The 25,936-nt window shown below is 72.0% G+C and carries 21 protein-coding genes and 1 tRNA gene; 12 read left to right on the top strand and 10 right to left on the bottom strand.

From position 1 onward, the window contains the following. Positions 1-219: 219 nt before the first annotated feature. Genes ABZZ04_RS26745 through ABZZ04_RS26730 form a run of 4 tightly spaced genes read right to left on the bottom strand, consistent with a single transcriptional unit; the run spans position 220 to position 3,735 of the window. Positions 220-1,281: a nitronate monooxygenase gene (locus ABZZ04_RS26745; RefSeq protein WP_356934759.1), complete on the bottom strand. Its 1,062-nt coding sequence runs from the start codon at positions 1,279-1,281 to the stop codon at positions 220-222. Beyond that, entirely contained in the window at positions 1,281-2,075 is a 795-nt protein-coding gene (locus ABZZ04_RS26740) for a CoA-transferase (protein WP_356934758.1), read from the bottom strand. Before ABZZ04_RS26740 ends, ABZZ04_RS26745 begins: the two co-directional genes overlap by 1 nt. Next, the gene (locus tag ABZZ04_RS26735) at positions 2,072-2,989 is read right to left on the bottom strand and encodes a CoA-transferase (RefSeq protein WP_356934757.1); all 918 of its coding nucleotides are present in this window, start codon (positions 2,987-2,989) and stop codon (positions 2,072-2,074) included. Before ABZZ04_RS26735 ends, ABZZ04_RS26740 begins: the two co-directional genes overlap by 4 nt. After that, a complete protein-coding gene (locus ABZZ04_RS26730; RefSeq protein WP_356934756.1) occupies positions 2,986-3,735 on the bottom strand; it encodes an enoyl-CoA hydratase family protein in 750 nt (249 codons plus the stop codon). The genes ABZZ04_RS26735 and ABZZ04_RS26730 overlap by 4 nt, the downstream gene beginning before the upstream one ends. An 86-nt stretch (positions 3,736-3,821) precedes the next feature. Between ABZZ04_RS26730 and ABZZ04_RS26725 the strand changes: the two genes are divergently transcribed. Then, on the top strand, positions 3,822-4,793 hold the full coding sequence (locus ABZZ04_RS26725) for an SDR family oxidoreductase (RefSeq protein ID WP_356934755.1): 972 nt from the start codon (positions 3,822-3,824) through the stop codon (positions 4,791-4,793). A gap of 199 nt (positions 4,794-4,992) precedes the next feature. After that, on the top strand, positions 4,993-6,222 hold the full coding sequence (locus ABZZ04_RS26720) for an NADH:flavin oxidoreductase (protein WP_356934754.1): 1,230 nt from the start codon (positions 4,993-4,995) through the stop codon (positions 6,220-6,222). Here the strand turns inward: ABZZ04_RS26720 and ABZZ04_RS26715 are convergent. Together ABZZ04_RS26715 and ABZZ04_RS26710 are read right to left on the bottom strand one after the other, a co-directional pair. Next, positions 6,219-7,520 carry a hypothetical protein gene (locus ABZZ04_RS26715; protein ID WP_356934753.1) on the bottom strand — a complete coding sequence of 434 codons (1,302 nt, stop codon included), beginning with the start codon at positions 7,518-7,520 and terminating at the stop codon, positions 6,219-6,221. The two genes, ABZZ04_RS26720 and ABZZ04_RS26715, sit on opposite strands and share 4 nt — an antisense overlap. Positions 7,521-7,548: 28 nt before the next feature. After that, positions 7,549-8,466 (bottom strand): hypothetical protein, encoded by a 918-nt coding sequence (locus tag ABZZ04_RS26710; protein WP_356934752.1) that lies wholly within the window; start codon positions 8,464-8,466, stop codon positions 7,549-7,551. Between the two features lie 302 nt (positions 8,467-8,768). Here ABZZ04_RS26710 and ABZZ04_RS26705 point away from each other — a divergent pair, with 302 nt between their 5' ends. Continuing rightward, positions 8,769-9,545 carry a serine protease gene (locus ABZZ04_RS26705; protein ID WP_356934751.1) on the top strand — a complete coding sequence of 259 codons (777 nt, stop codon included), beginning with the start codon at positions 8,769-8,771 and terminating at the stop codon, positions 9,543-9,545. 189 nt (positions 9,546-9,734) lie between these two features. Here the strand turns inward: ABZZ04_RS26705 and ABZZ04_RS26700 are convergent, their stop codons facing one another. Beyond that, the gene (locus tag ABZZ04_RS26700) at positions 9,735-11,540 is read right to left on the bottom strand and encodes a beta-galactosidase family protein (protein ID WP_356934750.1); all 1,806 of its coding nucleotides are present in this window, start codon (positions 11,538-11,540) and stop codon (positions 9,735-9,737) included. A 243-nt stretch (positions 11,541-11,783) separates the two neighbouring features. Here ABZZ04_RS26700 and ABZZ04_RS26695 point away from each other — a divergent pair, with 243 nt between their 5' ends. Together ABZZ04_RS26695 and ABZZ04_RS26690 are read left to right on the top strand one after the other, a co-directional pair. After that, the gene (locus ABZZ04_RS26695) at positions 11,784-12,677 is read left to right on the top strand and encodes an AraC family transcriptional regulator (protein ID WP_356934749.1); all 894 of its coding nucleotides are present in this window, start codon (positions 11,784-11,786) and stop codon (positions 12,675-12,677) included. A 62-nt stretch (positions 12,678-12,739) separates the two neighbouring features. Further along, complete coding sequence (locus ABZZ04_RS26690) at positions 12,740-13,066, top strand: chorismate mutase (RefSeq protein ID WP_356934748.1); 327 nt, start codon at positions 12,740-12,742, stop codon at positions 13,064-13,066. Here the strand turns inward: ABZZ04_RS26690 and ABZZ04_RS26685 are convergent. Next, positions 13,011-13,757 (bottom strand): hypothetical protein, encoded by a 747-nt coding sequence (locus ABZZ04_RS26685; RefSeq protein ID WP_356934747.1) that lies wholly within the window; start codon positions 13,755-13,757, stop codon positions 13,011-13,013. The two genes, ABZZ04_RS26690 and ABZZ04_RS26685, sit on opposite strands and share 56 nt — an antisense overlap. A 226-nt stretch (positions 13,758-13,983) precedes the next feature. Here ABZZ04_RS26685 and ABZZ04_RS26680 point away from each other — a divergent pair, with 226 nt between their 5' ends. The 4 genes from ABZZ04_RS26680 (at position 13,984) to ABZZ04_RS26665 (ending at position 20,428) form a co-directional block, all read left to right on the top strand. Next, on the top strand, positions 13,984-14,622 hold the full coding sequence (locus ABZZ04_RS26680; protein WP_356934746.1) for an SMI1/KNR4 family protein: 639 nt from the start codon (positions 13,984-13,986) through the stop codon (positions 14,620-14,622). 172 nt (positions 14,623-14,794) lie between these two features. Beyond that, a complete protein-coding gene (gene pepN, locus ABZZ04_RS26675) occupies positions 14,795-17,305 on the top strand; it encodes an aminopeptidase N (protein WP_356934745.1) in 2,511 nt (836 codons plus the stop codon). Positions 17,306-17,615: 310 nt separating this feature from the next. Continuing rightward, complete coding sequence (locus ABZZ04_RS26670; RefSeq protein ID WP_356934744.1) at positions 17,616-19,013, top strand: aminotransferase class V-fold PLP-dependent enzyme; 1,398 nt, start codon at positions 17,616-17,618, stop codon at positions 19,011-19,013. After that, the gene (locus ABZZ04_RS26665) at positions 19,010-20,428 is read left to right on the top strand and encodes a SidA/IucD/PvdA family monooxygenase (RefSeq protein ID WP_356934743.1); all 1,419 of its coding nucleotides are present in this window, start codon (positions 19,010-19,012) and stop codon (positions 20,426-20,428) included. The genes ABZZ04_RS26670 and ABZZ04_RS26665 overlap by 4 nt, the downstream gene beginning before the upstream one ends. A gap of 101 nt (positions 20,429-20,529) precedes the next feature. Here ABZZ04_RS26665 and ABZZ04_RS26660 read toward each other — a convergent pair whose 3' ends face one another. After that, positions 20,530-22,335 carry a 5'-nucleotidase C-terminal domain-containing protein gene (locus ABZZ04_RS26660; protein WP_356934742.1) on the bottom strand — a complete coding sequence of 602 codons (1,806 nt, stop codon included), beginning with the start codon at positions 22,333-22,335 and terminating at the stop codon, positions 20,530-20,532. Between the two features lie 185 nt (positions 22,336-22,520). On the opposite strand from ABZZ04_RS26660, the gene ABZZ04_RS26655 reads away from it, so the two are divergent. Then, positions 22,521-23,210 (top strand): SIMPL domain-containing protein, encoded by a 690-nt coding sequence (locus ABZZ04_RS26655; protein WP_356934741.1) that lies wholly within the window; start codon positions 22,521-22,523, stop codon positions 23,208-23,210. A 125-nt stretch (positions 23,211-23,335) separates the two neighbouring features. Beyond that, entirely contained in the window at positions 23,336-24,769 is a 1,434-nt protein-coding gene (pyk, locus tag ABZZ04_RS26650) for a pyruvate kinase (protein ID WP_356934740.1), read from the top strand. A gap of 305 nt (positions 24,770-25,074) precedes the next feature. Here the strand turns inward: pyk and ABZZ04_RS26645 are convergent. After that, positions 25,075-25,149 (bottom strand) — tRNA-Leu (locus tag ABZZ04_RS26645). A 99-nt stretch (positions 25,150-25,248) separates the two neighbouring features. On the opposite strand from ABZZ04_RS26645, the gene ABZZ04_RS26640 reads away from it, so the two are divergent. Beyond that, positions 25,249-25,899, top strand: a complete 651-nt coding sequence (locus tag ABZZ04_RS26640; RefSeq protein WP_356934739.1) for a response regulator — start codon at positions 25,249-25,251, stop codon at positions 25,897-25,899. The last annotated feature ends 37 nt before the right edge of the window (positions 25,900-25,936 follow it).

The following is a 25,936-nucleotide window of genomic DNA, read 5'->3' as shown; positions in this document are numbered from 1 at the left end:
CATGACCGTGCTGTCGCCCAGTTTGTACATCCGGAAGTCGACGTGCTCGTCCTCCAGCTTCACCACGCCGTACGGGAAGACGGCGGGGAAGAAGGGGCGGCGGCTCCGGTGCCGGGCGTTCCGGTGCCGGGCGCGGCGGTGCGACGGCGGGGCGCGGCCGCAGGGTCGCGTGACCGTACGGGAGGGGCACCGGTGGCCACCGGTGCCCCTCCCGCCCCCTCAGCCCGCCGGGGCCCCGGCGGGCGGCAGCGCGCCCAGTGCCGCGTGGGCCTGCGCCATCACCCGTTCCACCAGCTCCGCACAGCTGGGCAGGTCCTCGATGAGGCCCGCCACCTGGCCCGACGCCATCACGCCCAGATCCGTCCGGCCGTCGACCATGGACGCCTTCAGGAGCATCGGCGTGTTGGCGGCCAGCAGGACCTGGCTCCAGGACAGGTCCTTGCCGTGCTTCATCGCGAGACCGTCGCGCACCATCCGGGACCAGCCGATGCCGAAGGTCCGCCGGAAGCCCGCCGCCCGGCGCACCGCCTGCGCCAACGCCCGTGCCCGGCCCGCGTGTTCCAGCGCGGCGACCATCTCCGTGCGCAGCATCCGGTGCGGCAGCCCGTCCACGGCCGTGGTGACCGTGACGTCCTTGACGCCCGCCGCCAGATAGCGCGCCTTCACCGCGTCCGGCACGGTCGAGTCCGACGTCAGCAGGAAGCGCGTGCCCATCGCGATGCCCGCCGCCCCGTACGCCAGCGCCGCGACCAGGCCCCGCCCGTCGTGGAAACCGCCCGCCGCGACCACCGGGATGTCCACGGCGTCGACGACCTGCGGCAGCAGCACGGTGGTGGCCACCTCGCCGGTGTGCCCGCCGCCCTCGCCGCCCTGCACGATCACCGCGTCCGCACCCCACGCCGCGACCTTCTCGGCATGCCGCCGGGCGCCGATCGACGGGATCACGACCACGCCCGCGTCCTTCAGCTCCGCGATGAGCGCCTTCGACGGGGCCAGCGCGAAGGACGCCACCGCCACGCCCTCGTCGATGATGATCCGCACCCGCTCGCGCGCGTCCCCGGCGTCGGCGCGCAGATTGACCCCGAACGGCTCGTCCGTACGGGACTTGACCTCCCGCACCGCCGCCCGCAGCCGCTCGGTGGTCATCGTCGCGGAGGCCAGGATGCCCAGGGCGCCCGCCCGGGCCGTCGCGGAGACCAGCCGGGGGCCCGCGACCCAGCCCATGCCGGTCTGCACGATGGGGTGGCGGACGCCGACGAGCTCCGTGAACGCGGTGCGCATCAGGACCCGACCTCCCGGTTCCGGGTGCCCCGCGGATCGACGACCTCGCGGATCAGGCGCAGTTCCTCCGCCGTAGGCTCCCGGGTGCACGGGACCCCGTCCGGGGCCGCGAGCGGGAAACCGGTGGCCGCGCGGACCTGCTCGACGGTGACGCCGGGGTGCAGCGAGGCCAGCCGCATCGAGCGGTCCGGGGTGGCGAAGTCGAGGACGCAGAGATCGGTGACGACCCGGGGGATGCGGTGGTGGCGGGTCGCGGACGGGCCGGCCGCGGCGGCGTTGTCGTAACCCACCCCGCAGACCATGTCGACGCGTTCGACGAAGACCCGCGGGGAGTGCCTCGGCACCCAGTAACTGACCGGGTTGTTCAAGGTGTTGACCGGGGCGCCGCGCACCCCGAGCAGCTGCCGGGCGGGCCGCTCCCAGTCGCCGATGCAGGAGATGTTCTGGTTGCCGAACCGGTCGATCTGGCTCGCCCCCATCATCACGTGCCGCCGGCCGCCGGTGACCATGGCCAGGTGCAGCCGGTACGGCAGCCAGCCCTCAGTGGTGCCGTCCGGGCCGACGACCAGCGCCTCGCCGTCGGTGAGCAGCAGGTCGGGCGAGAAGGTGAGCCGGGCGAGCCGGGCCCCGACGGACGGGATGATCCCCATGGGGCTGGCGAGCACCTCGCCGTCGCCGCGCCAGGCGTCGGCGCAGGCGATCACGCAGTACTCGGCCCGGGTGACGGGACCGGCGGACGAGCCGGTGGACGGGTTGGCGGACGTTTCGGTGGACGTGCCGTTCGTGGTGGTCATTCCCGCTCCTCGTGCCAGGCCCGGACGGCCGACCGGTAGCTGTTCTCGTCGCCGTCCGCGGGCAGGAAGCGCTCGGTGAAGGCTGCCCAGGCGGCGGGATCGGCGGCGGCGGTCGCGTACTCCTTCTGGAACGCCTCGTCGCGCGGGTGGTCGGGCACGCAGGAGGTGAAGTGCGCGCCGCCGGGGGTCTCGACGACACCGGTGACGGAGTGCCGCTTGACCAGGAGGGTCTGCGGGGCGGCCTTCTCGGTCAACTCGGCGGTGTCCACGAGGCGTTCGCAGGAGACGTACGCGGTGTTGGCCGCCTCGCAGAACAGGTCGTCGAAGTACGGGTCGGGGCCGAGGTACTGGCCGTTGCCGAAGCGGTCGGCGCGGTTCAGGTGGACCAGCGCGGCGTCCATCCGCAGGGCGGGCATCGCGACGAACTCCTCGCCGTCCGCGTACGGCGAGACGACCGTGCGCAGGCCGGGGTTGACCCGCATCACGTCCGAGCCGAGACCGGCGCGGACGGGGAGGAACGGCAGCCGGTTCGCGGCGGCGTGCAGCCCCCACATGAACATGGCCTCGTCGACCTCCATCAGCTCGAACGCGCCGCGCTGACGGGCCGCCCTGAAGTGGGGTTCGAGCGGGATCGAGTCGAGGGTGGCGAAGGCCGCGACCAGCTTCCGGATCCTGCCGGCGGCGGCGAGCAGCCCCACGTCGGGGCCGCCGTAGGAGATCACGGTGAGATCGGTGACGGGGGAGCGGAGCAGTGCCCGCACCAGGGCCATCGGCTTGCGGCGCGAGCCCCAGCCGCCGATGCCGATCGTCATCCCGCTGCTGAGCCGGGAGACGACGTCCTGCACGGTCATGGTCTTGTCGGTCCTCGCACCGGTCCTCGTGCCGGTGTCGGGCCGGGGGTCGGTTCCGGTCATGGTCGTTCCTCCCTGCCGAAGGAGTCGCGGACCCGGTCCGCGACCCCGCCGAGATTGGCCTCGAAGGTGAAGCCCTGCTCGAAGCGGTAGCTGCGGCGCACGTCCACCGGGTCGATGCCGTTGATGGCGGCCTTGGCCAGCCGGATCAGGGTGCCGTCCTTGCGGGCGATCTCGCCCGCCAGCTCCAGCGCGGCGGCCATGAGCCCGTCGCGCGGCACGACCCTCCAGACCGAGCCGTGGGCGTGCAGCTCGGCGGCGGTGGCGGTGCGCGAGGTGTAGTAGAGCGCGCGCATCAGGTGCTGGGGCACGAGCCGGGCGAGATGGGTCGCCGCGCCGAGCGCGCCCCGGTCCAGCTCGGGCAGGCCGAACGTCGCGTCGTCGCTCGCCACGATCGCGTCCGCGTTGCCGACCAGGCCGATGCCGCCGCCGAGGCAGAAGCCGTGCACCGCGGCGACGACCGGGACCTCGCACTCGTACACGGCGGCGAACGCCTCGTAGCAGCCCCGGTTGGCACCGAGCAGGGCCCCGTGCCCGGTGTCGCGCTGGATCTCCTTGATGTCGACGCCCGCGTTGAACCCGCGCCCGGCGGCGGCCAGCACGACGCAGCGGACACCGGGATCGCGGCCCGCCGCCCGGAGCGCGTCGGCGAGTTCGTACCAGCCCCGCACGGGAAGGGCGTTGACGGGCGGGTGGTCGACCGTGACGAGACGGATGCCCCTGTCGGGGCTCGTGGTGGAGACACCCATGAGCGAATCAGCTACCTTTCCACCAAACATTTGTTAGGTGTGGAAGGTAGCAGCCTGCCACCGCATCGCCAACAAGGAGATGTGTGATGACCGCGAGCAGTGAGGGACGGGACGGCACGGGGAACAGGAAGGGCGCCGGGGGACTGTGCGGGGGGCGCGTCGTGATCGTGACCGGCGCCGGACGGGGGCTCGGCCGGGCCCACGCGCTCGCCTTCGCCGCCGAGGGGGCCCGGGTGGTGGTCAACGACCTGGGCGTCGGCCCCGGCGGCGACGGGGGGTCGGCCGGTCCGGCCCGGCAGGTGGCCGACGAGATCGTGGCAACGGGCGGCGAGGCGGTGGCCCACGGGGGCGACATCGCCACGGCCGAGGGGGCCGAGTCCCTGGTCCGGACCGCGCTGGAGAGCTTCGGACGGCTGGACACCCTGGTCAACAACGCGGGATTCCTGCGCGACCGGATGCTGGTGAACCTGTCCGAGGCCGACTGGGACGCCGTGATACGGGTCCACCTCAAGGGCCACTTCCTGCCGTTGCGGTACGCGGCCGAGCACTGGCGGGCCGAGACGAAGGCGGGCCGCGCACCGGTCGCCCGGGTGGTCAACACCAGCTCGGGCGCGGGGCTGCTCGGCAGCGTCGGGCAGGGCAACTACTCCGCCGCGAAGGCGGGCGTCGTGGGCCTCACCCTGGTCGCCGCCGCGGAACTGGGCCGGTACGGGATCCAGGTCAACGCCATCGCCCCGGCGGCCCGCACCCGGATGACCGAGCGGACGTTCGCCGGGGCGATGGCGGCCCCCGAGGGCGGCGGCTTCGACGCGATGGCCCCGGAGAACGTGTCCCCGCTGGTGGTGTGGCTCGGCTCGGCCGCGAGCGACGGGGTCACCGGACGGGTCTTCGAGGCGGAGGCAGGCCGGCTCACGGTGATGGAGGGCTGGCGCCCCGGCCCCACCACGGACCGGGGCGCGCGATGGGCCCCGGCGGACGCGGGGGAGGCGGTGCGCAAACTCCTCGCCGAGGCGGAACCGCCCCGGCCGGTGTACGGGGCGGGGCAGGGCGGCGGCTGAGGGACGGGCCGCCCGGGGCCTTCGGGCGACCCGCCCCGCATTGCGCGGGCGCGCACCCTTCGCCGTACGCGCGCCGTTCGTCGTTCGCCGTACGCGTGGTCGTGCGCCGGGCGGTCCGCCCGGCGTACGTGCCGTCGCGCCCCGGCCACAGGCCGTCCCGGAACCCCGCCCCCAGCCCCCACACCCATCGGAGACCCGCATGCCCCCTCAGCCACCCGCCCCCGTACCGGCCGCACCGGACCCCTTCGCGCCCGCCCGTCTGGGGCCCCTCACCCTGCGCAACCGCTTCATCAGGTCCGCCACCTTCGAGGGCGTGACGCCCGACGGCCTGGTCACCGACGAACTGATCGCGTACCACCGCCGCCCCGCCGCGGGCGGAGTCGGCATGACCACCGTCGCGTACTGCGCCGTCGCCCCCGAGGGCCGCACCGAGCGCCGGCAGATCTGGATGCGCCCCGAGGCGGTGCCGGGGCTGCGCCGGCTCACCGACGCCGTGCACCGCGAGGGCGCCGCGATCAGCGCCCAGCTCGGCCACGCGGGGCCGGTCGCCGACGCCCGGTCCAACCGGCTCCCGGCGCTCGCCCCCGGACGGTTCCCCAGCCCGCTCGGCATGCGGATGACACGGGCGGCGACCGCCGAGGACATCGCCCGGGTCGTCCGCGCCCACGCCGAGGCCGCCCGGCTGGCCGTCGAGTCCGGATTCGACGCGGTCGAACTGCACTTCGGCCACAACTACCTGGCCAGCTCGTTCCTCAGCCGTCGGCTCAACCGCCGCGACGACGCCTACGGGGGCAGCCTCGACAACCGCGCCAAGGTCGCCCTCGGCATCGCCCGCGCCGTGCGCGACGAGGTCGGCAGCGCCGTCGCGATCACCGCCAAGCTCAACATGGACGACGGGGTGCCCGGAGGCCTCTGGCTCGACGAAAGCCTTCAGGTCGCCCGCCGGCTCCAGGAGGACGGCACGGTCGACGCCCTCGAACTGACCGCCGGGAGCTCCCTGTTCAACCCGATGTACCTGTTCCGCGGCGACGCGCCGCTCACCGAGTTCGCCGCGGTCTTCCCCCGGCCCGCACGGCTGGGCATCCGCCTGGCCGGCGGCAGGTTCCTGCGCTCCTACCCGTACGAGGAGGCGTTCCTGCTGCCCTCGGCCCGCCAGTTCAGGGCCGAGCTGAGCCTCCCGCTGATCCTGCTCGGCGGCATCACCCGCCGGGCGACCGTCGAACAGGCCATGGCGGAGGGCTTCGAGTACGTGGCCATGGCCCGCGCGCTCCTGCGCGAACCGGACCTGGTGAACCGGATGAGGGAGCGGCCGCGGACCCGCTCCCTGTGCATCCACTGCAACAAGTGCATGCCGACGATCTACACCGGCACCCACTGCCCCCTCGCCGGCCCGCCGCCGCCCCGCCCGCCCCGCCTCCCGCGTCCTTAGCGGACGGCGGCCGACGGTCCCTCCCGCGCCTCCCCGGACCGACCCGCGCCGTCTTCGGCGGGAGGGGTCTGCGCGGGGTGCCGCCGCGGGAGATGGCGCCGCACCTTGCTGCTGGGGTCGGCGGCCAACCGGTCGATCCTGGCGGCCACTTCCGACGGGGCCAGGATGCTCAGGGCGCGCCAGGCCTCGGCGCGCACGCGTGCCCTGGGGTGGGCCGTGAAGTCCAGTATCCGCGGCACGTCGCACGCGCCGCCCAGGTCGGACAGCCCGCCGAGCGCGCCCACGGCGGTCGCGTCCGGCACCCGGGCCGGTGCCAGGGCGTCGCGGTACACCCCCGGCGCGAGATCCGTGTGCCCGCGGGCGTACAGGGTGGCGCGGGCGTGGTAGCGGATCCTGGCGTCCGGGTCGAGCATGGCCCGGCGCAGATGGACCTCGCCGTGCGGCTGCCGGGCCCGGGCCCGCAGCGCCCGCAGCCGGATGCGGGGGTTGCTGCTGGCCTCCAGGTGCGGGAGCAGCGCGTCCTGTTCGGCCGGTGCCAGGCGCGAGGAGGTGGCGACGCGGGCACCCCACTGCCACAACGAGGGCTCCCGGGACGCGAAGGCCGTCCCGACGGCCGCGACCGGCTCGGTCCGGGCCAGCCGGCGCAGACAGCTCGCACGCACCGGGGAATCGTCCGATCGCGCCCCGCGCCACAGCGCCACCGTGCCGTGCCGGTGGAGCAGGTCCTCCACCGAGGCCAGCAGACGCCCCGCCCGGCGTCGGCCGCGCAGCCCGTCGAGTAGCGGCAGGAGCTGGACCAGGAGGTCCACGTGGCCGGGGTCCAGGCGGGTGGCGACCGCGTCCCGGGCGAGGTCCCGCACCTGCTCGACCGGGTCGTTCAGCCGCAGCAGGAGGAAGGGGAGCACGAAGGGGTCCCGGCTCCCGGCGAGTCGGGCGACACCGGTCTCCCGGAGGTGCCCGGACCGGTCGAACGACATCAGGGCCGCCACGGCCGGACCGTACCGGCCGGGCACGGTGCCGTCGCCCGTCTCCCCTTCGCCGGCCGCTTCCCCGCGGTCATCCGTGAAGCAGTCGTCGGCCGGGATGCCGTCGTCGGCCAGGACCCCGGGGCAGAGGACCCCGAGACTGTGACGACGGCCCCGGTAGTCGGATTCCAGCCGCATCACCTCGTGCGGCGTCGCCCCGCGCAGCAGGGCGTCCAGCCGACGGGCGGCCGGTGCGGGGGACTCGTCCCAGGTGAGGACCACGCCGACCACGGAATCCAGCAGCCACGACCGTCCGGCATCGGACATCTGCATGCCGCGCCCCCAGTGTCTCTCGCTCGGTTCAGGTGTCGCAGTCCAGGACTGTATGGCACAGCCCGCAGCGGACCCGTACCCGGCCGCGCACCGGCACCCGGATGCGCTGGTGGCAGACGGGGCAGCCGAAGGAGACCCGGAGTCCCTGCGGGCCGCTGTCGAAGGCGTACGGGACATCGGGGGACGGGGCCGTGCCCGGGTGGCCGCGGGCGTGCCGCCGGTCCTTGGCGTAGCGGCGGCGGGCCGCCCACCCGGCGGCCGCGAGGGGTGGCTGCCGGAGGTCCCGGAGCGCCCGCGCGTACCCCTTGCCGTAGGCGGTGTAGGCCTGCGGACTGGTGAACCACGGGGACGGGTCCTCGTCGAGGGCGAGCGCCCGCTTGGCGAGGACGTACCCGAACTCCTCCGGCGTGAGGTAGCCGAGCTTCTGGCTGGAGACCCCGTCCTCGCGGAAGGCGTCGAGCAGCAGCCAGCCCGCGCCCAGGTACGTCGTCACGGTGTCGGTGAGGATCTCGTTGTCGCGCGTGCCGGGGAACTCCAGGCCCAGGCGGTGCAGCAGCACGTGCGTGGCCTCGTGCGCGAGCGCGGCGCCGATGTCCCTGCGGTGGGTGCGGAAGCGGTCGTTGAGCTCGACGAAGTACTCGGGCCCCGCCGTCAGTTCGACGGCCGCGGCGTGCTCCATCGTCCGGAAGGCCACGATCATGCGGGCGTCCGGCAGCCGCAGGTGCCGGACCACGGCCCGCGCCACCCGCTGGGCGCCGAGGTGCAGGTCGTCCCGGTCGTCGAAGGCGGCGTCGGCCGGGACGAGGCTGGTGGCGTAGGCGCGGACGCCGTCGCACGAGAGCCGCCGGTACAGCGAGGTGATCGCGGACCGGACGGTTTCGAGGTGCGGGAAGCCGTGAACCACCGGGCCGCCGCCCCGGCCGCCGTTCCCGTCGTCGTCCGTCACGTCCCACCCCCGTCCGTGCGGTCCCCGGTCCTCACCGTAACGCCCCGGGGGTGCCGGGAGCCCGCTCCAGGGGCGCCACCACCGCCCCGCGGACGATCAAGCGGGCGATCCCGGACGGGAATTGGCCGGAAAGTGATCCTTGTGGGCCCGGTGATCATTTCCGGATAATCCGAACCAGGCTTTGTCGAGGGCATGACTAACGGCGTGTCGCGGTGCCGCGCCGCCCGCGGTCGCACCCCCGGCAGGGCACAGCACCCCCACGCACCCCCCCACGAACACCCCCCACGAAAGAAGGAAATCCCTTGAAGCAGCTTCTGCGTGCCGTGAAGAGATGTTCCGTCATAGCCGCCGTGGTCCTCGCGGCGGTCAGCCTCCAGCCCGCCGGCGCCTCCGCGGCCCCCAACCCGGTCGTCGGCGGAACCCGCGCGGCACAGGGCGAGTTCCCGTTCATGGTCCGGCTGTCGATGGGCTGCGGCGGCGCCCTGTACGCCAAGGACATCGTCCTCACCGCCGCGCACTGCGTGGACGGCTCGGGCAACGACACCTCCATCACCGCCACCGGCGGCGTGGTCGACCTCCAGTCCTCCAGCGCCGTCAAGGTCCGCTCCACCAAGGTCCTCCAGGCCCCCGGCTACAACGGCCAGGGCAAGGACTGGGCGCTGATCAAGCTCGCCCAGCCGATCAACCAGCCGACCCTGAAGATCGCCACCAGCACCGCGTACAACAACGGCACCTTCACCATCGCCGGCTGGGGCGCGGCGACCGAGGGCGGCGGCCAGCAGCGCTACCTGCTCAAGGCCACCGTGCCGTTCGTCTCCGACGCCGACTGCCAGGACGCGTACGGCGGCGACCTCGTCCCCGGCGAGGAGATCTGCGCCGGACTGATCGACACCGGCGGCGTGGACACCTGCCAGGGCGACTCCGGCGGCCCCATGTTCCGCAGGGACAGCGCCGGAGCCTGGATCCAGGTGGGCATCGTCAGCTGGGGCCAGGGCTGCGCCAGGGCCGGCTACCCCGGTGTGTACACCGAGGTCTCGACGTTCGCCTCCCAGATCGCGTCCGCCGCGGCCACGCTCTGACCCCGGCGGCCCGACCCCGGCACCGGCGGCCGTGAGCCGACCGGGGCCGGGCGGCTGCCGGCCGGTGTCCGGCACCCGGACCACGGCCACGCCAGGACCCGAGCGGCCGTGCTCCGGCCCGGACCCGGCCACCCCGGGGCCGGTACCCGAGTCCCACCGGCCCCGGCAGCCGCAGCACCGGTGCACACGTCACACCTGAACATCCCCGGGGGTGCCCGTCCGGACGGGCACCCCCGACCCCAGCTCCGCGTACGGCGCGCCCGAGCCCTCCAGCTCCAGCACCCACACCTCGTTGAGGCCCTCCCGCAGCACCGGACCCGGCACGTACAGCGTCCGCTGCGGGCCCACCGACCAGTAGCGCCCCAGACAGAAGCCGTTCACCCACACGAACCCGCGTGTCCAGCCCGGCAGTTCGAGCCCCGCGTGCCCCACCCCGGACACCCCGGTGAACTCGAACGTCCCCCGGAACAACCCGGTCGCCCCGGCCTCCCCGACCTCCCCGAAGGGGACCCCGGCCACCGCGTCCGGCTCCTCGAACGCCGCCAGCCGCAGCGCACGGGCCCGCACCCCGTGCAGATACTGCCGCTCGTGCAGCACCCCGCCGGTGATCCCCTTGGGCTCGCCGAGCCGCGGCCCGTAATTGACCCGGCCCAGCGACTCCACCCACAGCTCGACCTCCGCGGGACCGGCCACCGGCTCGTCCAGCGTGTCGTCCGCCTCGCTCAGCACACCCGCCCGGACCCCGTCCACGTACACCACGGCCCGGTCCCGGAGCCCCGACACACCGAGGGCGTACGGCCGGCGCGGCCCCGGCACGTCCACCCGGTAACGCACCAGACCCCGGTCGACCCCCAGCTCCTCGAAGGTCGGCGCGACCCCCGAGGGCGCCGACTCCTCGTCGCCCAGCACCTCCAGCACCGCGTCCAGCGACGCCCGCCCCGTCAGCTCCGCCCGCACCGGCCCGGCCGGCCCGACGGGCACCGGCGGAAGCTCCGGAACCGGTCCCTCCGCGTACTCGGCGAGCACCTCGCGGAACCGCCAGAACTTCTCCGTGGGACGCCCGTACTCGTCGATCGGCGCGTCGTAGTCGTACGACGTCACCGTCGGCTCGAAATCCCGGTCCTGATACGGACCCGACCGGTTGGCCCCCGCCCACCCGGCGAAATTCGTCCCTCCGTGCGCCATGTAGATGTTCACCGAGGCCCCGCACTCCAGGACCTCCCGCAGCTCCCCGGCCGCCTGCTCCGGCCCCCGCACGATCGGCTCGGCGTCCCAGTGCTCGAACCAGCCGCACCAGAACTCCATGCACATCAGCGGCCCCTTCGGCTGGTGGCGGCGCAGCACCTCGAACGCCTTTTGCGCACCCGACCCGAAGTTCGCCGTGGCGAGCAGTCCCGGCACGGAACCACCCGTGAGCATGTGGTCCTCCGGCCCGTCGGAGGTGAACAGCGGAACGGTCACCCCGCGCTCCCGCAGCATCCCCACCACCCGCCGCAGATAGACCCGGTCGGTGCCGTAGCTCCCGTACTCGTTCTCCGCCTGAACCATGATCACCGGACCGCCGCGCCCGATCTGCCGCTGCACCACCTGCGGCAGCAGCGCCGAGAACCACCGCTCCACCGTCTCCAGGTACTCCGCGTCACGGGTCCGCACCCGGCGCCCGAACCGCCCCGTCACCCACACCGGCAGCCCGCCGTTCTCCCACTCGGCACAGATGTACGGACCCGGCCGGACGATCGCCCACAGCCCGGCCCGCTGCGCCGCGTCCAGGAACCGGCCCAGCGCCGCCACGTCCCGAAACTGCCCCGGCTGCGGCTCGTGCAGATTCCACGGCACGTACGTCTCGACACAGTTGAGACCCATGGCGCGCAGCATCGCCAGCCGGTGGTCCCACTGCGCCTCGTGCACCCGGAAGTAGTGCAGGGCCCCCGACAGCAGCCGTACGGGCTTCCCGTCGAGCCGGAAGTGGTCGTCCCCCACGGTGAAGTCAGCCATCGTGCTCGTAACTCTCCTGTGCGTGCGGTCCCCGGAACGCCGCCGCCACCGGGCCCGTACGACGGCACGCACCACGGAGCGGGCGAACCCGGGGGGAAGGATGCCACCCACTCTCGCCCCTGGCGCCCGACCGGTCCATGGACAAAGATCACTGCTGTTTGGACACAATTGTTCGAACACGGAGACCGGACCGGGGCGGCACCGCACCGGACCGGCACGACCGCGGGGGAGGAGGGAAAACCGATGTACCACACCTGGATGCGCTTCTTCACGCCCAGCCCGCTCCACCACCGGCTGGGACTCGTCTGCCTGGGCGTGGGGCTCCAGCACGGCGCGCTGCCCACCGTCGGCCCGCGCACCCTGGACCACCACGTGGCCGTCGTCATCAACTCCGGCACCGGCTGGTTCACCGGCCCCGACGGCCGCCGGATGCCCGTCGTCGGCCCCAGCCTGATCTGGCTCACCCCCGGCACCCCGCACCACTACGGCGCCGACCCCGGCACCGGCTGGGACGAGAGCTTCGTCGACTTCACCGGACCCGCCACCGCCACCTACACCGAACTCGGCTACATCGAGCCGGACCGCCCGCTCGTCCCGCTCGCCGACACGGCCGGCCCACGCGCCGCGGTGGGCCGGATGGTACGGGCCGCCCGGCGCGGCAACCCGCTGCTGGAGGTCGAGACCGGCGCCGCCGTCCACGAACTCCTCGTCGCCCTGCGCCGGGCCCGCGCCGACGTCAGCCCCGACGGCGACCCGGTCCTGCAGGCCCTCGCCCGCGACGCCTTCCAGCCGCTGTCCGTCGCCGAACACGCCGCCCGGCACGGCATGACCCCCGCCGAACTGCGCACGGCGGTCCGCCGGGGCGCCGGATGCAGCCCCAAGGACTACCTCCTCGGCATCCGGCTCGGCCGGGCCAAGGAACTCCTCGCCGCCACGGACCTGCCGGTCGCCGCCGTCGCCCGTCGCGTCGGATACGACGACCCGGCGTACTTCTCCCGTCTCTTCGCCCGTCGGGTCGGCACCGCCCCGGTCCGCTTCCGCGAACAGCAGGGCCGCAACGTCCCCGGCGGCTGGAGCGACCGGGTCCCCGGCCCGGAGAACCCTCCGACGATCATCACCCCCGGCCCGGCGGGCTGACCGTCCGGGCGACGGCGGGCGGCCTGCTCCCCGCCGTCCCCGAGGCCGTAAGCTCGCTGACCATGACCACGAGGGACATCGACGAGTCCGTGAGCGCGGAACTGAACCGGCTGCGCCAGAGCATCGACAACATCGACGCCGCTGTCGTCCACATGCTCGCCGAGCGCTTCAAGTGCACCCAGCAGGTCGGCCACCTCAAGGCCGCCCACCACCTGCCCCCGGCGGACCCGGCCCGCGAGAGCCGCCAGATCACCCGACTGAGACAACTGGCGGAGAGCGCGCACCTGGACCCGGCCTTCGCGGAGAAGCTGCTGAACTTCATCGTGGCGGAGGTCATCCGCCATCACGAGCGGATCGCGGAGGAGTCCGCGACGGAGGAGCGGGCCTGAGCCCGGGGACGCCCGGCACACGGGGCGGAACGCCACCCGCCGTCCGGTCCGACGCCGGACCCCGCGGCAGGACCCCGCCCCGCCGGGCCGACCGCCCGCGCACGGACCGCACCACCCCGGCGGTCACCAGCAGCCCGATCCCCGTGGCCAGGACGACGAGCCCGGCCGTGGCCGACTCATTGACGTGATCACCATTGCCCTCCGGAGCGGGCAGCCCGTCGGCCGCCCACTCCGGCAGGACCAGCAGCACCACCCCGACCAGGGCCGGCACCACCCACCCCGGGCTCTCGCGGCGCGCGGACCGGAGCGACACCAGCGCACCCGCGGTCGACAGCACCGCGCACCCCAGCGCCGGCAGCACCGTGCACATCCCCCACTCCGACAACAACGGCCGCCAGTACCACTCCGATTCGGGCCGCGGGCCGTCGAAGTAGTACAGGGTCCGGGGCTGCGGATCACCCAGGAAGTCCCGCAACGTCCCCGGCACCAGACCGCCCAGCAGCCCACCACCGAACACGAGCCCCGCGAACCGCCCCGCCCGGCTCCCGTCGGCCCGGCCGACCCGCAGCGCCAGCACCGCGCACCCACCCGCCAGCAGCCCCAGGAACACCCCCTTGACCGCCCCGTAACCGATCGGCGTCCAGACGTTCCAGGGGTAGTTCTCCAGCCGCGCGGCACGCCACATCCCCACGAGACACCACGCGACCGCCCCCGCCGCCACCCCCCACGGCACCACTCCCACCACCCGCCGACGCCCGCCCGCCCCCACCACCGCTCCGCCCACCGTCCGCCCCGATCGCCCGACCCGTCACACCCGTCCCAAGCCGGGACGCACCCCCACCCCCCACGGTTGCGGACCCCGCCACCGCCCACGGCACCCCGGCCGGGGTGCCGGTGCCCCCACGTACCCTCCGGACATGCCTGCCACCGAGAAGGAACACCCCGAGCACCGGCCCACCACCCACCCGTGGCGCGACCTGCTCCAGCGCTGGAGCGACGCATGGCTGGACCCGGTACGGCACGAGCAGGAGAGGGCCGAACCCTTCCCGGCCGGGATACGGGCGGCCCGGTGGCTGGGCACCACCGGAGCGACCCCGGAGGAACTCGCCGCCCTCGAACAGCGCCTGGGAGTCCGCCTCCCCCCGAGCTACCGGGAGTTCCTGGGCACCAGCGACGGATGGCTCGACACGACCGACGAGATCGCACAGCTCCTGTCCACCCGGGAGATCGGCTGGGTCAGGGACCTCGACCCGGAACTGATCGAGGGCTGGGACGGCGGCACGACGGCGGACGAGGTACCCGACGAGGAGTACTTTGTCTACGGCGACGAACAGGACTGCTGCGCCGTCCGGACCGAGTACCTGAGCCACATGCTCAAGATCAGCCACACCCCGGAAAGCGGCGACGTCTACCTGCTCAACCCGTGCGTCGTCACGCCCGACGGCGAATGGGAGGCCTGGTACCTCGCCCACTGGCTGCCGGGAGCCGTCCGCCACCGCTCCTTCTGGGACCTGATGAACGACGAGTACCGGAGTTTCCGGGGCGACCGGGACTGACCACCCGTACAACACGCTCCCCACCGGGCACGCCCCGCACAACACGCTCCCCATCGAACACCCCGCACAACACATCCCACCGGACACCCCGCACCGGAGCCGCCGCAGGGTTCCGGTCAGCCCTGGGAGAACCCCCCTGCGGCACGCCCACGACGTACGGCAGCATGGACGCATGTCCGTACTGACGCGCGACGAAGCGCAGACCCGAGCCCAGTTCCTCGACGTACACAAGTACACGATCGACCTCGATCTGACCGTGGGGGAGGAGACCTTCGACTCCCGCACGGTCATCCAGTTCACCGCCGCCGCGGCCGGAGACACCTTCGTCGAGCTCAAGCCGGCCACCCTGCGCTCGATCAGTCTCGACGGACAGCCCCTCGACCCCGCCGGCCTCGTCGAGAACCGCTTCCCGCTCACCGGGCTCACCGCAGGCGCCCACGAACTGCGCGTCGACGCGGTCATGAACTACTCCCGCACCGGTGAAGGCATGCACCGCTTCACCGACCCCACCGACGGCGAGACCTACGTCTACACCCAGCTCTTCATGGAGGACGTCCAGCGCGTCTTCGCCGCGTTCGACCAGCCCGACCTCAAGTCCGTCTTCGAACTCGCCGTCACCGCCCCCGAAGGCTGGAGCGTCCTCGGCAACGGCATCTCCGAGCACCGCGGGGACGGCCGCTGGACCCTGGCCGCCACCCCCCTGATCTCCACCTACCTCGTCGCCGTCGCCGCGGGCCCCTGGCACTCCGTGACCACCGAGCACGCCGGACTGCCCTTCGGCATCCACTGCCGCCGCTCCCTGGCCCCCCACCTCGACGCGGACGCCGACGAGATCCTCGACATCACCAAGGCCTGCTTCGACCGCTTCCACGAGAAGTTCGAGGAGCCCTACCCCTTCGACTCCTACGACCAGGCGTTCGTCCCGGAATTCAACGCCGGTGCCATGGAGAACCCCGGCCTCGTCACCTTCCGCGACGAGTTCATCTACCGCTCCGCCGTCACCGACACCGAACGCCAGACCCGCGGCATGGTCATCGCCCACGAGATGGCCCACATGTGGTTCGGCGACCTCGTCACCCTCGCCTGGTGGGACGACATCTGGCTCAACGAGTCCTTCGCCGAGTACATGGGCTACCAGATCCTCTCCGAGGCCACCTCCTTCACCGACACCTGGGTCGACTTCGGCGTCGCCCGCAAGGGCTGGGGATACGACGCCGACCAGCGCCCCTCCACCCACCCCGTCGCCCCCGACCCGGACGCCGTCCCCGACACCGCGTCCGCCCTGCTCAACTTCGACGGCATCTCCTACGCCAAGGGCGCCTCCGCCCTGCGCCAGCTCGTCGCCTGGCTCGGCGAGAAGGACTTCCTGGCCGGCATCAACACCCACTTCGCCCGCCACAAGTTCGCCAACGCCACCCTCGCCGACTTCATCGACAACCTCGCCTCGGCCACCGACCGCGACGTCCACACCTGGGCCGAGACCTGGCTGCGCACCACCGGGGTCGACACCCTCACCGCCCGCGTCCAGGAATCCGACGGCACCTGGACCCTCGCCGTCGACCGCGACGGCAGCCGCCCCCACCGCATCGCGGTCGGCGCCTACGACCACGACCCGGACACCCACAACCCCACCGGCATCACCCCCCTCGTCCTGCGCGAGCGGTTCGAGATCGACGTCCCCGCCGACGGCACCGCCGAAGCCCTGTCCGGCCGGCGCCCCGCACTCCTCGTCATCAACGACAAGGACCTCGGCTACGCCAAGATCCGCCTCGACAACCGCTCCTGGGACACCGTCCTCACCGGCCTGTCCGGCGTACCCGACCCGCTGACCCGCGCCGTCATCTGGAACGCCGCCCGCGACATGGTCCGCGACGGCGAACTCGCCCCCACCACCTACCTCGAGGCGGCCCGCACCCACCTGCCGCACGAGACCGACCTCGCCCTCGCCCAGGGCGTACTCGCCTTCGCCCACACCCACGTCGCCGACCACTACGTGGCCCCCGAGAAGCGCCCCGCCGCCCTCGCCGTCATCACCTCCCTGTGCCGCGACCTCATCCGCCGCACCGAGGACGGCCACAACCCCGGCCTGCGCCTCATCGCCGTACGCCACCTCATCGACGCCGCCACCCAGCCCGACACCATCCACGACTGGCTCACCAACGGCACCGTCCCCGGCGGCCCCGAACTCGACCCCGAACTCCGCTGGCGCATCCTCAACCGCCTCTCCGTCCTCGGCGCCGCCGACGAGGCCACCATCGCCGCCGAACTCGAACAGGACCCCAGCGCCACCGGACGGGAAGGCGCCGCCCGCTGCCGCGCCGCCTTCCCCACCCCCGAGGCCAAGGCCGCCGCCTGGCAGGCCATGTTCCACGACGACAGCCTCTCCAACTACCTCTTCACCGCCGTCGCCCAGGGCTTCTGGCAGCCCGAACAGGACGACCTGGTACGCGACTACGTCCCCCGCTTCTACCCCGAGGCCACCGCGCTCGCCGCCCGCCGGGGCCCCGCCATCGCGGAAGCCGCGGGACGCCACGCCTTCCCGGCACACGCCATCGGCACCGAGAACCTCCGACTCGGCGAGCAGGCCCTCGACGACGAAGCCCTCACCCCCGCCCTGCGCCGCAAGCTCGTCGACCAGATCGACGACCTGCGCCGGGCCCTCACCGTACGCACCACCCACTGACCCGACCGGCCCGGCCGACCCACGCGACGGCCGGGCCACGGGTCCTGCAAACCCGTACCGGGCCCACGGGCCCCACAACTTCACACCGGCCCCACCCGTGCCCGGCGTCCCTCGTACAAGGAGGCGCCGGGCACACCCATGTCCGACGAACCGATACCACCGCAACACCCGACAGCAGCGCCAAACCCCCGCCCCCATCCCTCTTTCGGGTTCAGATCACCGAACTCCCCGGCCGCGCGACGGAAAACCCGGACAGGCTGGCATGTCCACCCATGCCCAACCCCGCGCACCCGAAAGGGCCACCCCACCCATGCCCACCCCGCCCCTCGCCGGATCCACCGACGGCCCCGCCGCACTGCGCCCCCTCCTCGACACCGTCCTCACCGCACTCCACGACGGAAACCGCCGACGCGACGGCCCCCTCCCCGCCGGCGGGCCCGACGCCGTCACCTCCCGCACCCGCGCCGCCACCCACCCCGTCATCCCCGACCACGGCACCGGCCCCCACGACGCCCTGCGCACCCTCGTCACCGCACTCGCCGAAGGTGCCGCGGACCCCGCACACCCCCTCTGCACCGCCCACCTCCACACCCCACCCCTCGCCCTCGCCGCCGCGGCCGACCTCGCCGCCAGCGCCCTCAACCCCTCCATGGACTCCTGGGACCAGGCACCCGCCGCCTCCGCCCTCGAAGCCGACGTCACCGGTGCCCTCGCCGCCGAGGTCTACCCCCACCGCCCCACACCCGACGCCCTCATCACCACCGGCGGCACCGAGGCCAACCAGCTCGCCCTCCTCCTCGCCCGCGAACGCAACGGCCCCGTACAGACCGTCCACGCCGCCAACGCACACCACAGCATCACCCGCGCCGCCTGGCTCCTCGGCCTCCCCCGACCCGTCGTCATCCCCGCCCCCACCGGCGTCATGGACCTCACCGCCCTCGACGAGGCCCTCACCCGACTCCAGCCACCCCTCCTCGTCACCGCCACCGCGGGCACCACCGACACCGGCCGCATCGACCCCCTCGCCGACATCGCCGACCTCTGCGAACGCCACGGCGCCGAACTCCACATCGACGCCGCCTACGGCGGCCCCCTCCTCTTCAGCCCCACCCACCGCGGCAAGCTCCACGGCCTCGACTGCGCCCACAGCGTCACCCTCGACCTCCACAAGATCGGCTGGCAACCCGCACCCGCCGGCATCCTGGCCGTCCCCCACCGCCACCACCTCGACCCGCTCCACCACCACGCCCCCTACCTCAACGCCGACGACGACACCGAAGCCGGCCTCCCCGACCTCCTCGGCCGCTCCCTGCGCACCACCCGCCGTCCCGACGCACTCAAGATCGCCGTCACCCTCCGCGCCCTCGGCCGCACCGGACTCGCCGACCTCATCGACCGCACCCTCACCACCGCCCACCACCTCGCCGACCTCATCACCAAAACCCCCACCCTCGACCTCTACGACCGCCCCACCATCAGCACCGTCCTCTTCCGCCCCACCGACGCCGACGACCACACCGTCGCCACCATCCGCCGCACCCTCCTCACCCGCGGCCAGGCCGTACTGGGCCGCGCCCACACCGACAACCGGCTCTGGCTCAAGGCCACCCTCCTCAACCCCCACACCACCCCCGACGACCTCCGCACCCTCCTCGACCTCGTCGACCGGCTCACCCACGACCTCGCGGAAGGCAACACCCCCCGATGACCGACCTCCCCACCCCCGGCCCCGACCAGCCGCACGACCTCGCAGGCATCGGCATCGGCCCCTTCAACCTTTCCCTCGCCGCCCTCGCCCACGGCATCCCCACCACCCACCGCCCCCTCACCACCGCCTTCTACGAACAACGCCCCGCCTTCCACTGGCACCCCGGCCTCCTCATCGAAGGAGCCAGCCTCCAAGTCCCCTTCCTCGCCGACCTCGTCACCCTCGCCGACCCCACCAACCCCTGGACCTTCCTCAACTACCTCCGCAGCCGCGACCGGCTCTTCCCCTTCTACTTCGCCGAACGCTTCCACATCCAACGCGCCGAATACGACGCCTACTGCCGCTGGGTAACCCACCAACTCCCCGGACTCCACTTCAACCACCAGATCGACGCCATCCGCTGGAACGAGCAGCACCAACTCTTCGAAATCGACTTCACCCAACTCGACACCGACGGCGAAGCCCAGGCACTCGGCCGCACCCACGCCCGCAACATCGCCCTCGGCATCGGCACCGAACCCCACGTCCCCGAACCCCTCCGCCCCCTCGCCGAAGCCGAGAACATCCCCGTCATCCACTCCGCCGACTACCTCCACCACCGGAAGGAACTCCTCGACGCCGAACACATCACCGTCATCGGCTCCGGACAGTCCGGCGCCGAGATCTTCCTCGACCTCCTGCGCGCCCGCCCCCACGGCCACGAAAACCTCCACTGGCTCACCCGCACCCAGGCGTTCGCCCCCATGGAGTACTCAAAACTCGGCCTCGAACACTTCACCCCCGACTACACCCGCTACTTCCACGCCCTCCCCGAACCCGTACGCGACGAACTCGTCCCCCGGCAGTGGCAACTCCACAAAGGCATCGACACCGACACCATCACCGCCATCCACGACGAGCTCTACCACCGCACCCTCCACGGAGGCTGGCCCCACACCACCCTCACCCCCGGAGTCTCCGTACGCACCGCCGGGCGCATGACCAACACCCGCATCGAGCTCCACCTCGAACACACCCAGCAGAACACCCGCACCCGCCTCACCACCGACGCCGTCGTCCTCGCCACCGGCTACCGCGAACGCCCACTCGGCCGCATCCTCGCCGGCCTCGAACCCCATCTGCGCCGCGACGCCTCCGAACGCCCCCGCATCGACGACCGCTTCCGCCTCGTCCTCGACCCCACCGTCACCGGCCACGTCTACGTACAGAACGCCGAACGCCACACCCACGGCGTCGGCGCACCCGACCTCGGACTCGCCGCCTGGCGCAGCGCCACCATCCTCAACGACCTCACCGGCACCAACCCCTACCCCCTCCCCGAACGCACCGCCTTCACCACCTTCGGCCTCACCCCCCGGACCTCCCGCATCCCCACCCAGGACCCCGACCTCACCCCCCTCACCCACGGCAACTGACCCCCGCGCACGCAGAAGGCGGCCGTCCCCTCCGACAGGAGAGAACGGCCGCCCACCACGGAACCGTCCGGAACACCGGACTACTCGGAACGCCGGAACGCTCAGAACACCGGCGTGCCCTCACGCGTCAGGCGCCAGTCCACCGAAGCGAACTGCGAACCGTCCACCGAACCCTTCGCCTGCACCCAGGCAATGATCGTGTTCCGGATCTCCTCCGAATTCGCCCACAACTGCTTGGCACCCGCCACATGCGGGAAGTTCCCACCGCCACTGGCCCGGTAATTGTTCACCGCCAGCACGAACTGCGCCGCCGGGTCGACCGGCTTCCCCTCGAACGCCAGATTCACGATCCGCGAACCATTCGGCTTCGCGATGTCGATCTCGTACGTCAGGCCCGACACCGCGTCGTAGTTGTAATCCGGAGTGTTGTCCGCGTTCGTCAGCTTCGCCGTGTCCACCGGCGCACCCGCCGGCGTCTGCACGTAATACCGCGCCGAGAACTCCAGGTAATCCCGCAGCTGCGCACCCGTCAGCAACCGCGCCTCAAGCGTGTTCTCGAACGGATACAGACCCGCCGCGTCCTTGATCGTCACATCGCCGGCCGGAATCTGCGCCGTGCGCGAGAAGCACGACGCCTGCGAGAGCACCGGAAGCGCCGCGTACTCACCACCCGCCAACGCCGCCTTCACCGTCTCCGCCTGGACGACATTGATCAGATCGATGATCGGCTCGTCCTTCCAGGCCGCCTCCGCCGTCGTCATCGCCGCCGTCGACGTACCGATCACCTGGTTGACGTACGCCACGACCTTCTCGTGCTCGTCCGCCAGCAGCCCCGTGATCTTCGGGTCCTCCTCCACCGTGTTGGAGTTCAGCACCCGCGAGCCCGCCTTCTCCACCACCCAGCGGCCCTTCTCCCACACCAGGTCGAAGTCGAACAGCGTCAGCCGCTGCCCCCACTTCAACGGCTCGGAGAGCACCACCTTCTTGCCCGTCTGCTTGTTCTCCACGAAGTACTCGGGAATCTCCTGGTGCGCATGCCCCACCAGAATCGCGTCGATACCCGGCACCTGCTCGGCCACCAGACCCGCCGCGTTCTCCACGTACGGCAACTGGTCACCGTACGACGACGTACCGCTGCTCCCCGAATGCGCCGACACGATCACCACGTCCGCGCCCATGGAACGAAGCCGCGGCACGAACTTCGCTGCCTGCTCCTCCAGCCCCGGGAACACCATCTTCCCGCTCACGTTCGCCTTGTCCCAGATCGCGATACCCGGATTGGTCAGACCCAGGATCGCGACCTTCACGTCCCGGCCGTGCGGAGTGCGCATCCGCTTGATGACATACGGCGCGAACGCCGGCCGCAACGACTTCGCATCCAGCGCGTTCGCACCCAGCAGCGGGAAATCACACTGCTCCTCGAACTTCCGCAGCACCGGAATGCCGTAATTGAACTCGTGGTTCCCCAGCGCCGCCGCGTCATAACCGATCGCGTTCATCGCCTGCGCCATCGGGTGCACCGGACCGCGCCGCGCCGTGATCGGGTCGACCTTGGCGTAGTAGTACGACAGCTGGGTGCCCTGGATCGTGTCACCCGCGTCGATCAGCAGCGTGTTGCGACGCCCCTTCTCCCGGCGCACCTGGTCCACCAACGTCGAGATCTTCGCCAGACCCACGTCGTTGTGCGCCTTGTCGTCGAACTCCTTGTCCGTGAAGTAGTCCCAGTTGAAGACGTTCCCGTGCAGGTCCGTCGTCCCCATCACGGTGAACGAGTACCGCTTCGGCGGACGCCCGTGGCCGTGACCATGCCCATGAGCGGCGGCGGGCGCCGCGGAACCCCCCGCGATCGCCACACCCGCACCGGCGGCCGCCGATGTGCCCAGGAACGTCCTACGGTTCAGCGGCATCTCTTCTCCCACATCTCAGTTCTCACGCGAAGCTCGGTACCCGTACGGCCCGACTCCCGCCCGACGCGGGACAGACCGTACACAACGCGCGTAGATAATGACCCAGGAGCCATACCCGGCAACACCCCTCCCGGGTTTCGATCTGGTGACCAACCACTGTCACACCCGGGTGCGACAGTGGACCCATGACCGACACACCCCTGTCCTACGGCACCCCCGAGCACCCCCGCGTCGCCGTCCGAGGCGAAGCCCGTCTCGAATTCGACCCCGAGATCGCCCGCGTCGGCATCACGGTCAGCGCCCGCGGCAAGGACCGCCGCAACGCACTCGAGGACCTCACCCGCCGCAACGACCGCGTCCTGGAACTCGCACGCTCCTACGGACAAGCCATGGAAAAACTCGAAACCGGCGCATTCTCCATCACGCCCGAACTCGACCAACAGGGCCGCAACGAGAAAATCCGCGCATATCACGGCCGCGTCCACATCGTCGCGGTCCTCAACGACTTCACCACCCTCGGCGAATTCACCACCCGCATCGCCGACCTCGAAATGACCCACATCAACGGCCCCTGGTGGAGCCTGCGCCCCGACTCGCCCGCCCACGCCGAGGCCCGCCGCCGGGCCGTCCGCGAAGCCGTCCAGCGCGCCCGCGAATACGCCGGCGCACTCGACACCCACCTCACCGCCCTCGTCGAACTCGCCGACATCGGCGCGGAGAACGCCCCCACGGCCCTGCCCGCACCCCCCGGCGGCGCACGCGCGGCCTACGGCGGGGCAGCCTCCCAGCCCGCCGCCCTCAACCTCGAACCACAACGCCAGACCGTCTGTGCACGAGTGAACGCCCGTTTCATCATGGCGCCCCCGAAGCTCTAAAGGGAATGCTCATCCGAGCGCCCCGCCGCACAATTCAACAGTCGTCAATAACCCTTCATCCAAAGGTTGTTGAGCGGACACGGCGAGCGAAATAACTACCCGTAGGTAAGGCTTAGGGTCGAAGCATGCGCCGAGCAAAAATCGTTTGCACCCTGGGCCCCGCCACCGACACCTACGACCGGCTCAAAGCACTGGTCGAAGCCGGAATGGACATCGCCCGCCTCAACCTCAGCCACGGCACCTACGCCGAACACGAAGAGCGGTACCACCACGTACGCAAGGCCGCCGACGAAGCGGGACGAAGCGTCGGAGTCCTCGCCGACCTCCAGGGCCCGAAGATCCGCCTCGGCCGCTTCCACGAAGGCCCCGTGCTCCTCGAACGCGGCGACACCTTCACCATCACCGTCGAACCCATGGAGGGCGACCGCCACGGCTGCGGCACCACCTACGACGGCCTCGCCGCCGACGTCACCCCCGGCGAACGCATCCTCGTCGACGACGGCCGGGTCACCCTCGAAGTCACCGAGGTGGACGGCCCCCGCGTCCGCACCACCGTCATCGAGGGCGGCATGGTCTCCGACCACAAGGGCCTCAACCTCCCCGGCGTCGCCGTCTCCGTCCCCGCGCTCTCCGAGAAGGACGTCGAGGACCTCCGCTGGGCCCTGCGCACCGGCGCCGACGTCATCGCCCTCTCCTTCGTCCGCAGCGGACGCGACATCGAGGACGTCCACCGCATCATGGACGAGGAGGGCCGCCGCCTCCCCGTCATCGCCAAGATCGAGAAGCCCCAGGCCGTCGAGAACATCGACGGCATCGTCGCCGCCTTCGACGGCATCATGGTCGCCCGCGGCGACCTCGGCGTCGAAATGCCCCTGGAGCAAGTGCCCATCGTCCAGAAGCGCGCCATCAAACTCGCCAGGCGCAACGCCAAGCCGGTTATCGTCGCGACCCAGATGCTCGACTCGATGATCGACAACTCCCGCCCCACCCGCGCCGAGGCCTCCGACGTCGCCAACGCGGTCATCGACGGCACCGACGCGGTGATGCTCTCCGGCGAGACCAGCGTGGGCAAGTACCCCGTCGAGACGGTACGCACGATGGCCCGCATCGTGGAGGCGGCCGAGGAGGACATCCTCGCCAAGGGCCTCCCGCCCCTGACCGAGCGCAGCAAGCCCCGCACCCAGGGCGGCGCGGTCGCCCGCGCGGCGGCCGAGATGGGCGACTTCCTGGGCGCGAAGTTCCTGGTCGCCTTCACCCAGAGCGGCGACACCGTCCGGCGTCTGTCCCGCTACCGCTCGCCCATCCCGCTCCTGGCCTTCACCCCGGACCCGGCCACCCGCTCCCAGCTGAACCTGACCTGGGGCGTCGAGACCTTCCTCGGCCCGCAGGTGGACTCGACGGACGCGATGGTGGCCCAGGTCGACGAGGAGCTGCTGAAGATCGGCCGCTGCGAGAAGGGCGACATCGTGGTCATCACGGCCGGCTCTCCGCCGGGCGTCCCGGGCTCGACGAACCTGGTGCGGGTGCACCACATCGGCGAGGACGACAGCCCGAAGTAGGCGGTCGTCAGTACTTCGGCCCGACATGGGCGTCCATCGACGCGACGGGCGCCCGTCGGGCGACGGAGGTGTTCCGTGCGTCGGTCCGCTTCCACTCCACGCCCACGCGGTCCGGCGTGCGGTCGTGCTTCTCGCCGGGGCCGTCGCCCGGATGGGACGCGGTGAACAGGCGCGCACGGCGGGGTTTTCAGCACCGCACGACATCCCGTCCGGCATTCGGACAACCCGGAGGCAGGGCAAGTCGGCATTCACGCGTTCACGTGAAGCTCGGCCATTCTTCTGCGGCCTTGAAAATGAAGGAAAAGTACCCCGAGTCGGACTCGAACCGACACTGTATGGGTTTTGAATCCATTGTCTCTAACCAATTGGACTACCGGGGCTCGCTGAATCGTAGGTTTCCCCCGACCCGCTGCCCGACCACCTTACCGCAGCTGGGTAGGCTCTTGGCAGCAGTACCCCTGCCTTGATCAAGGAGCCCCGTGACCACGCCCGAGTCGCCCCAGCCCGCCGCCGACGACGACAAGTCGCACGTTCCGCCGCTGACGACCCGTGTCGTCATCGCCGAGGACGAGGCGCTCATCCGCCTCGACCTCAAGGAGATGCTGGAGGAAGAGGGCTACGCGGTCGTCGGCGAGGCCGGGGACGGGCAGCAGGCCGTCGAGCTGGCCCGGGAGCACCGGCCGGATCTGGTGATCCTCGACGTGAAGATGCCGGTCCTCGACGGGATCTCCGCCGCGGAGAAGATCGCCGAGGAGTCCATCGCGCCCGTTCTGATGCTCACCGCTTTCTCGCAGCGCGATCTCGTCGAGCGGGCCAGGGACGCCGGGGCGATGGCGTATCTGGTGAAGCCGTTCAGCAAGAGCGACGTGGTGCCGGCCATCGAGATGGCGGTGTCGCGGTTCGCGGAGCTGAAGGCGCTGGAGAGCGAGGTCGCGGACCTCGCGCAGCGGCTGGAGACGCGGAAGCTGGTGGACCGGGCGAAGAGCATCCTGCAGACGGACTACGGGCTGTCGGAGCCGGCCGCGTTCCGGTGGATCCAGAAGACGTCGATGGACCGGCGGCTGTCGATGCAGCAGCTGGCCGAGGCGTTGATCGCGGATGCCGAGGAGAAGAAGCGGGCGGCGGAGTAGCCGGTCCGTACGGACACATGGTCGAGGCCCGCACCCC

This window comes from Streptomyces sp. NPDC006435 (assembly GCF_040612315.1).
Lineage (GTDB): Bacteria > Actinomycetota > Actinomycetes > Streptomycetales > Streptomycetaceae > Streptomyces.
The sequence above is the reverse complement of the archived record's forward strand: the minus strand, read 5'-3'. Positions and strand labels throughout refer to the sequence as shown.

Excerpts from the sequence above, each read along its gene's own strand:
- ABZZ04_RS26745 (WP_356934759.1), bottom strand. The coding sequence starts at position 1,281 with ATGCGCACCGCGTTCACGGAGCTCGTCGGCGTCCGCCACCCCATCGTG.
- ABZZ04_RS26740 (WP_356934758.1), bottom strand. The coding sequence starts at position 2,075 with ATGACCACCACGAACGGCACGTCCACCGAAACGTCCGCCAACCCGTCC.
- ABZZ04_RS26735 (WP_356934757.1), bottom strand. The coding sequence starts at position 2,989 with ATGACCGGAACCGACCCCCGGCCCGACACCGGCACGAGGACCGGTGCG.
- ABZZ04_RS26730 (WP_356934756.1), bottom strand. The coding sequence starts at position 3,735 with ATGGGTGTCTCCACCACGAGCCCCGACAGGGGCATCCGTCTCGTCACG.
- ABZZ04_RS26725 (WP_356934755.1), top strand. The coding sequence starts at position 3,822 with ATGACCGCGAGCAGTGAGGGACGGGACGGCACGGGGAACAGGAAGGGC.
- ABZZ04_RS26720 (WP_356934754.1), top strand. The coding sequence starts at position 4,993 with ATGCCCCCTCAGCCACCCGCCCCCGTACCGGCCGCACCGGACCCCTTC.
- ABZZ04_RS26715 (WP_356934753.1), bottom strand. The coding sequence starts at position 7,520 with ATGCAGATGTCCGATGCCGGACGGTCGTGGCTGCTGGATTCCGTGGTC.
- ABZZ04_RS26700 (WP_356934750.1), bottom strand. The coding sequence starts at position 11,540 with ATGGCTGACTTCACCGTGGGGGACGACCACTTCCGGCTCGACGGGAAG.
- ABZZ04_RS26695 (WP_356934749.1), top strand. The coding sequence starts at position 11,784 with ATGTACCACACCTGGATGCGCTTCTTCACGCCCAGCCCGCTCCACCAC.
- ABZZ04_RS26690 (WP_356934748.1), top strand. The coding sequence starts at position 12,740 with ATGACCACGAGGGACATCGACGAGTCCGTGAGCGCGGAACTGAACCGG.
- ABZZ04_RS26680 (WP_356934746.1), top strand. The coding sequence starts at position 13,984 with ATGCCTGCCACCGAGAAGGAACACCCCGAGCACCGGCCCACCACCCAC.
- pepN (WP_356934745.1), top strand. The coding sequence starts at position 14,795 with ATGTCCGTACTGACGCGCGACGAAGCGCAGACCCGAGCCCAGTTCCTC.
- ABZZ04_RS26670 (WP_356934744.1), top strand. The coding sequence starts at position 17,616 with ATGCCCACCCCGCCCCTCGCCGGATCCACCGACGGCCCCGCCGCACTG.
- ABZZ04_RS26665 (WP_356934743.1), top strand. The coding sequence starts at position 19,010 with ATGACCGACCTCCCCACCCCCGGCCCCGACCAGCCGCACGACCTCGCA.
- ABZZ04_RS26660 (WP_356934742.1), bottom strand. The coding sequence starts at position 22,335 with ATGCCGCTGAACCGTAGGACGTTCCTGGGCACATCGGCGGCCGCCGGT.
- ABZZ04_RS26655 (WP_356934741.1), top strand. The coding sequence starts at position 22,521 with ATGACCGACACACCCCTGTCCTACGGCACCCCCGAGCACCCCCGCGTC.
- pyk (WP_356934740.1), top strand. The coding sequence starts at position 23,336 with ATGCGCCGAGCAAAAATCGTTTGCACCCTGGGCCCCGCCACCGACACC.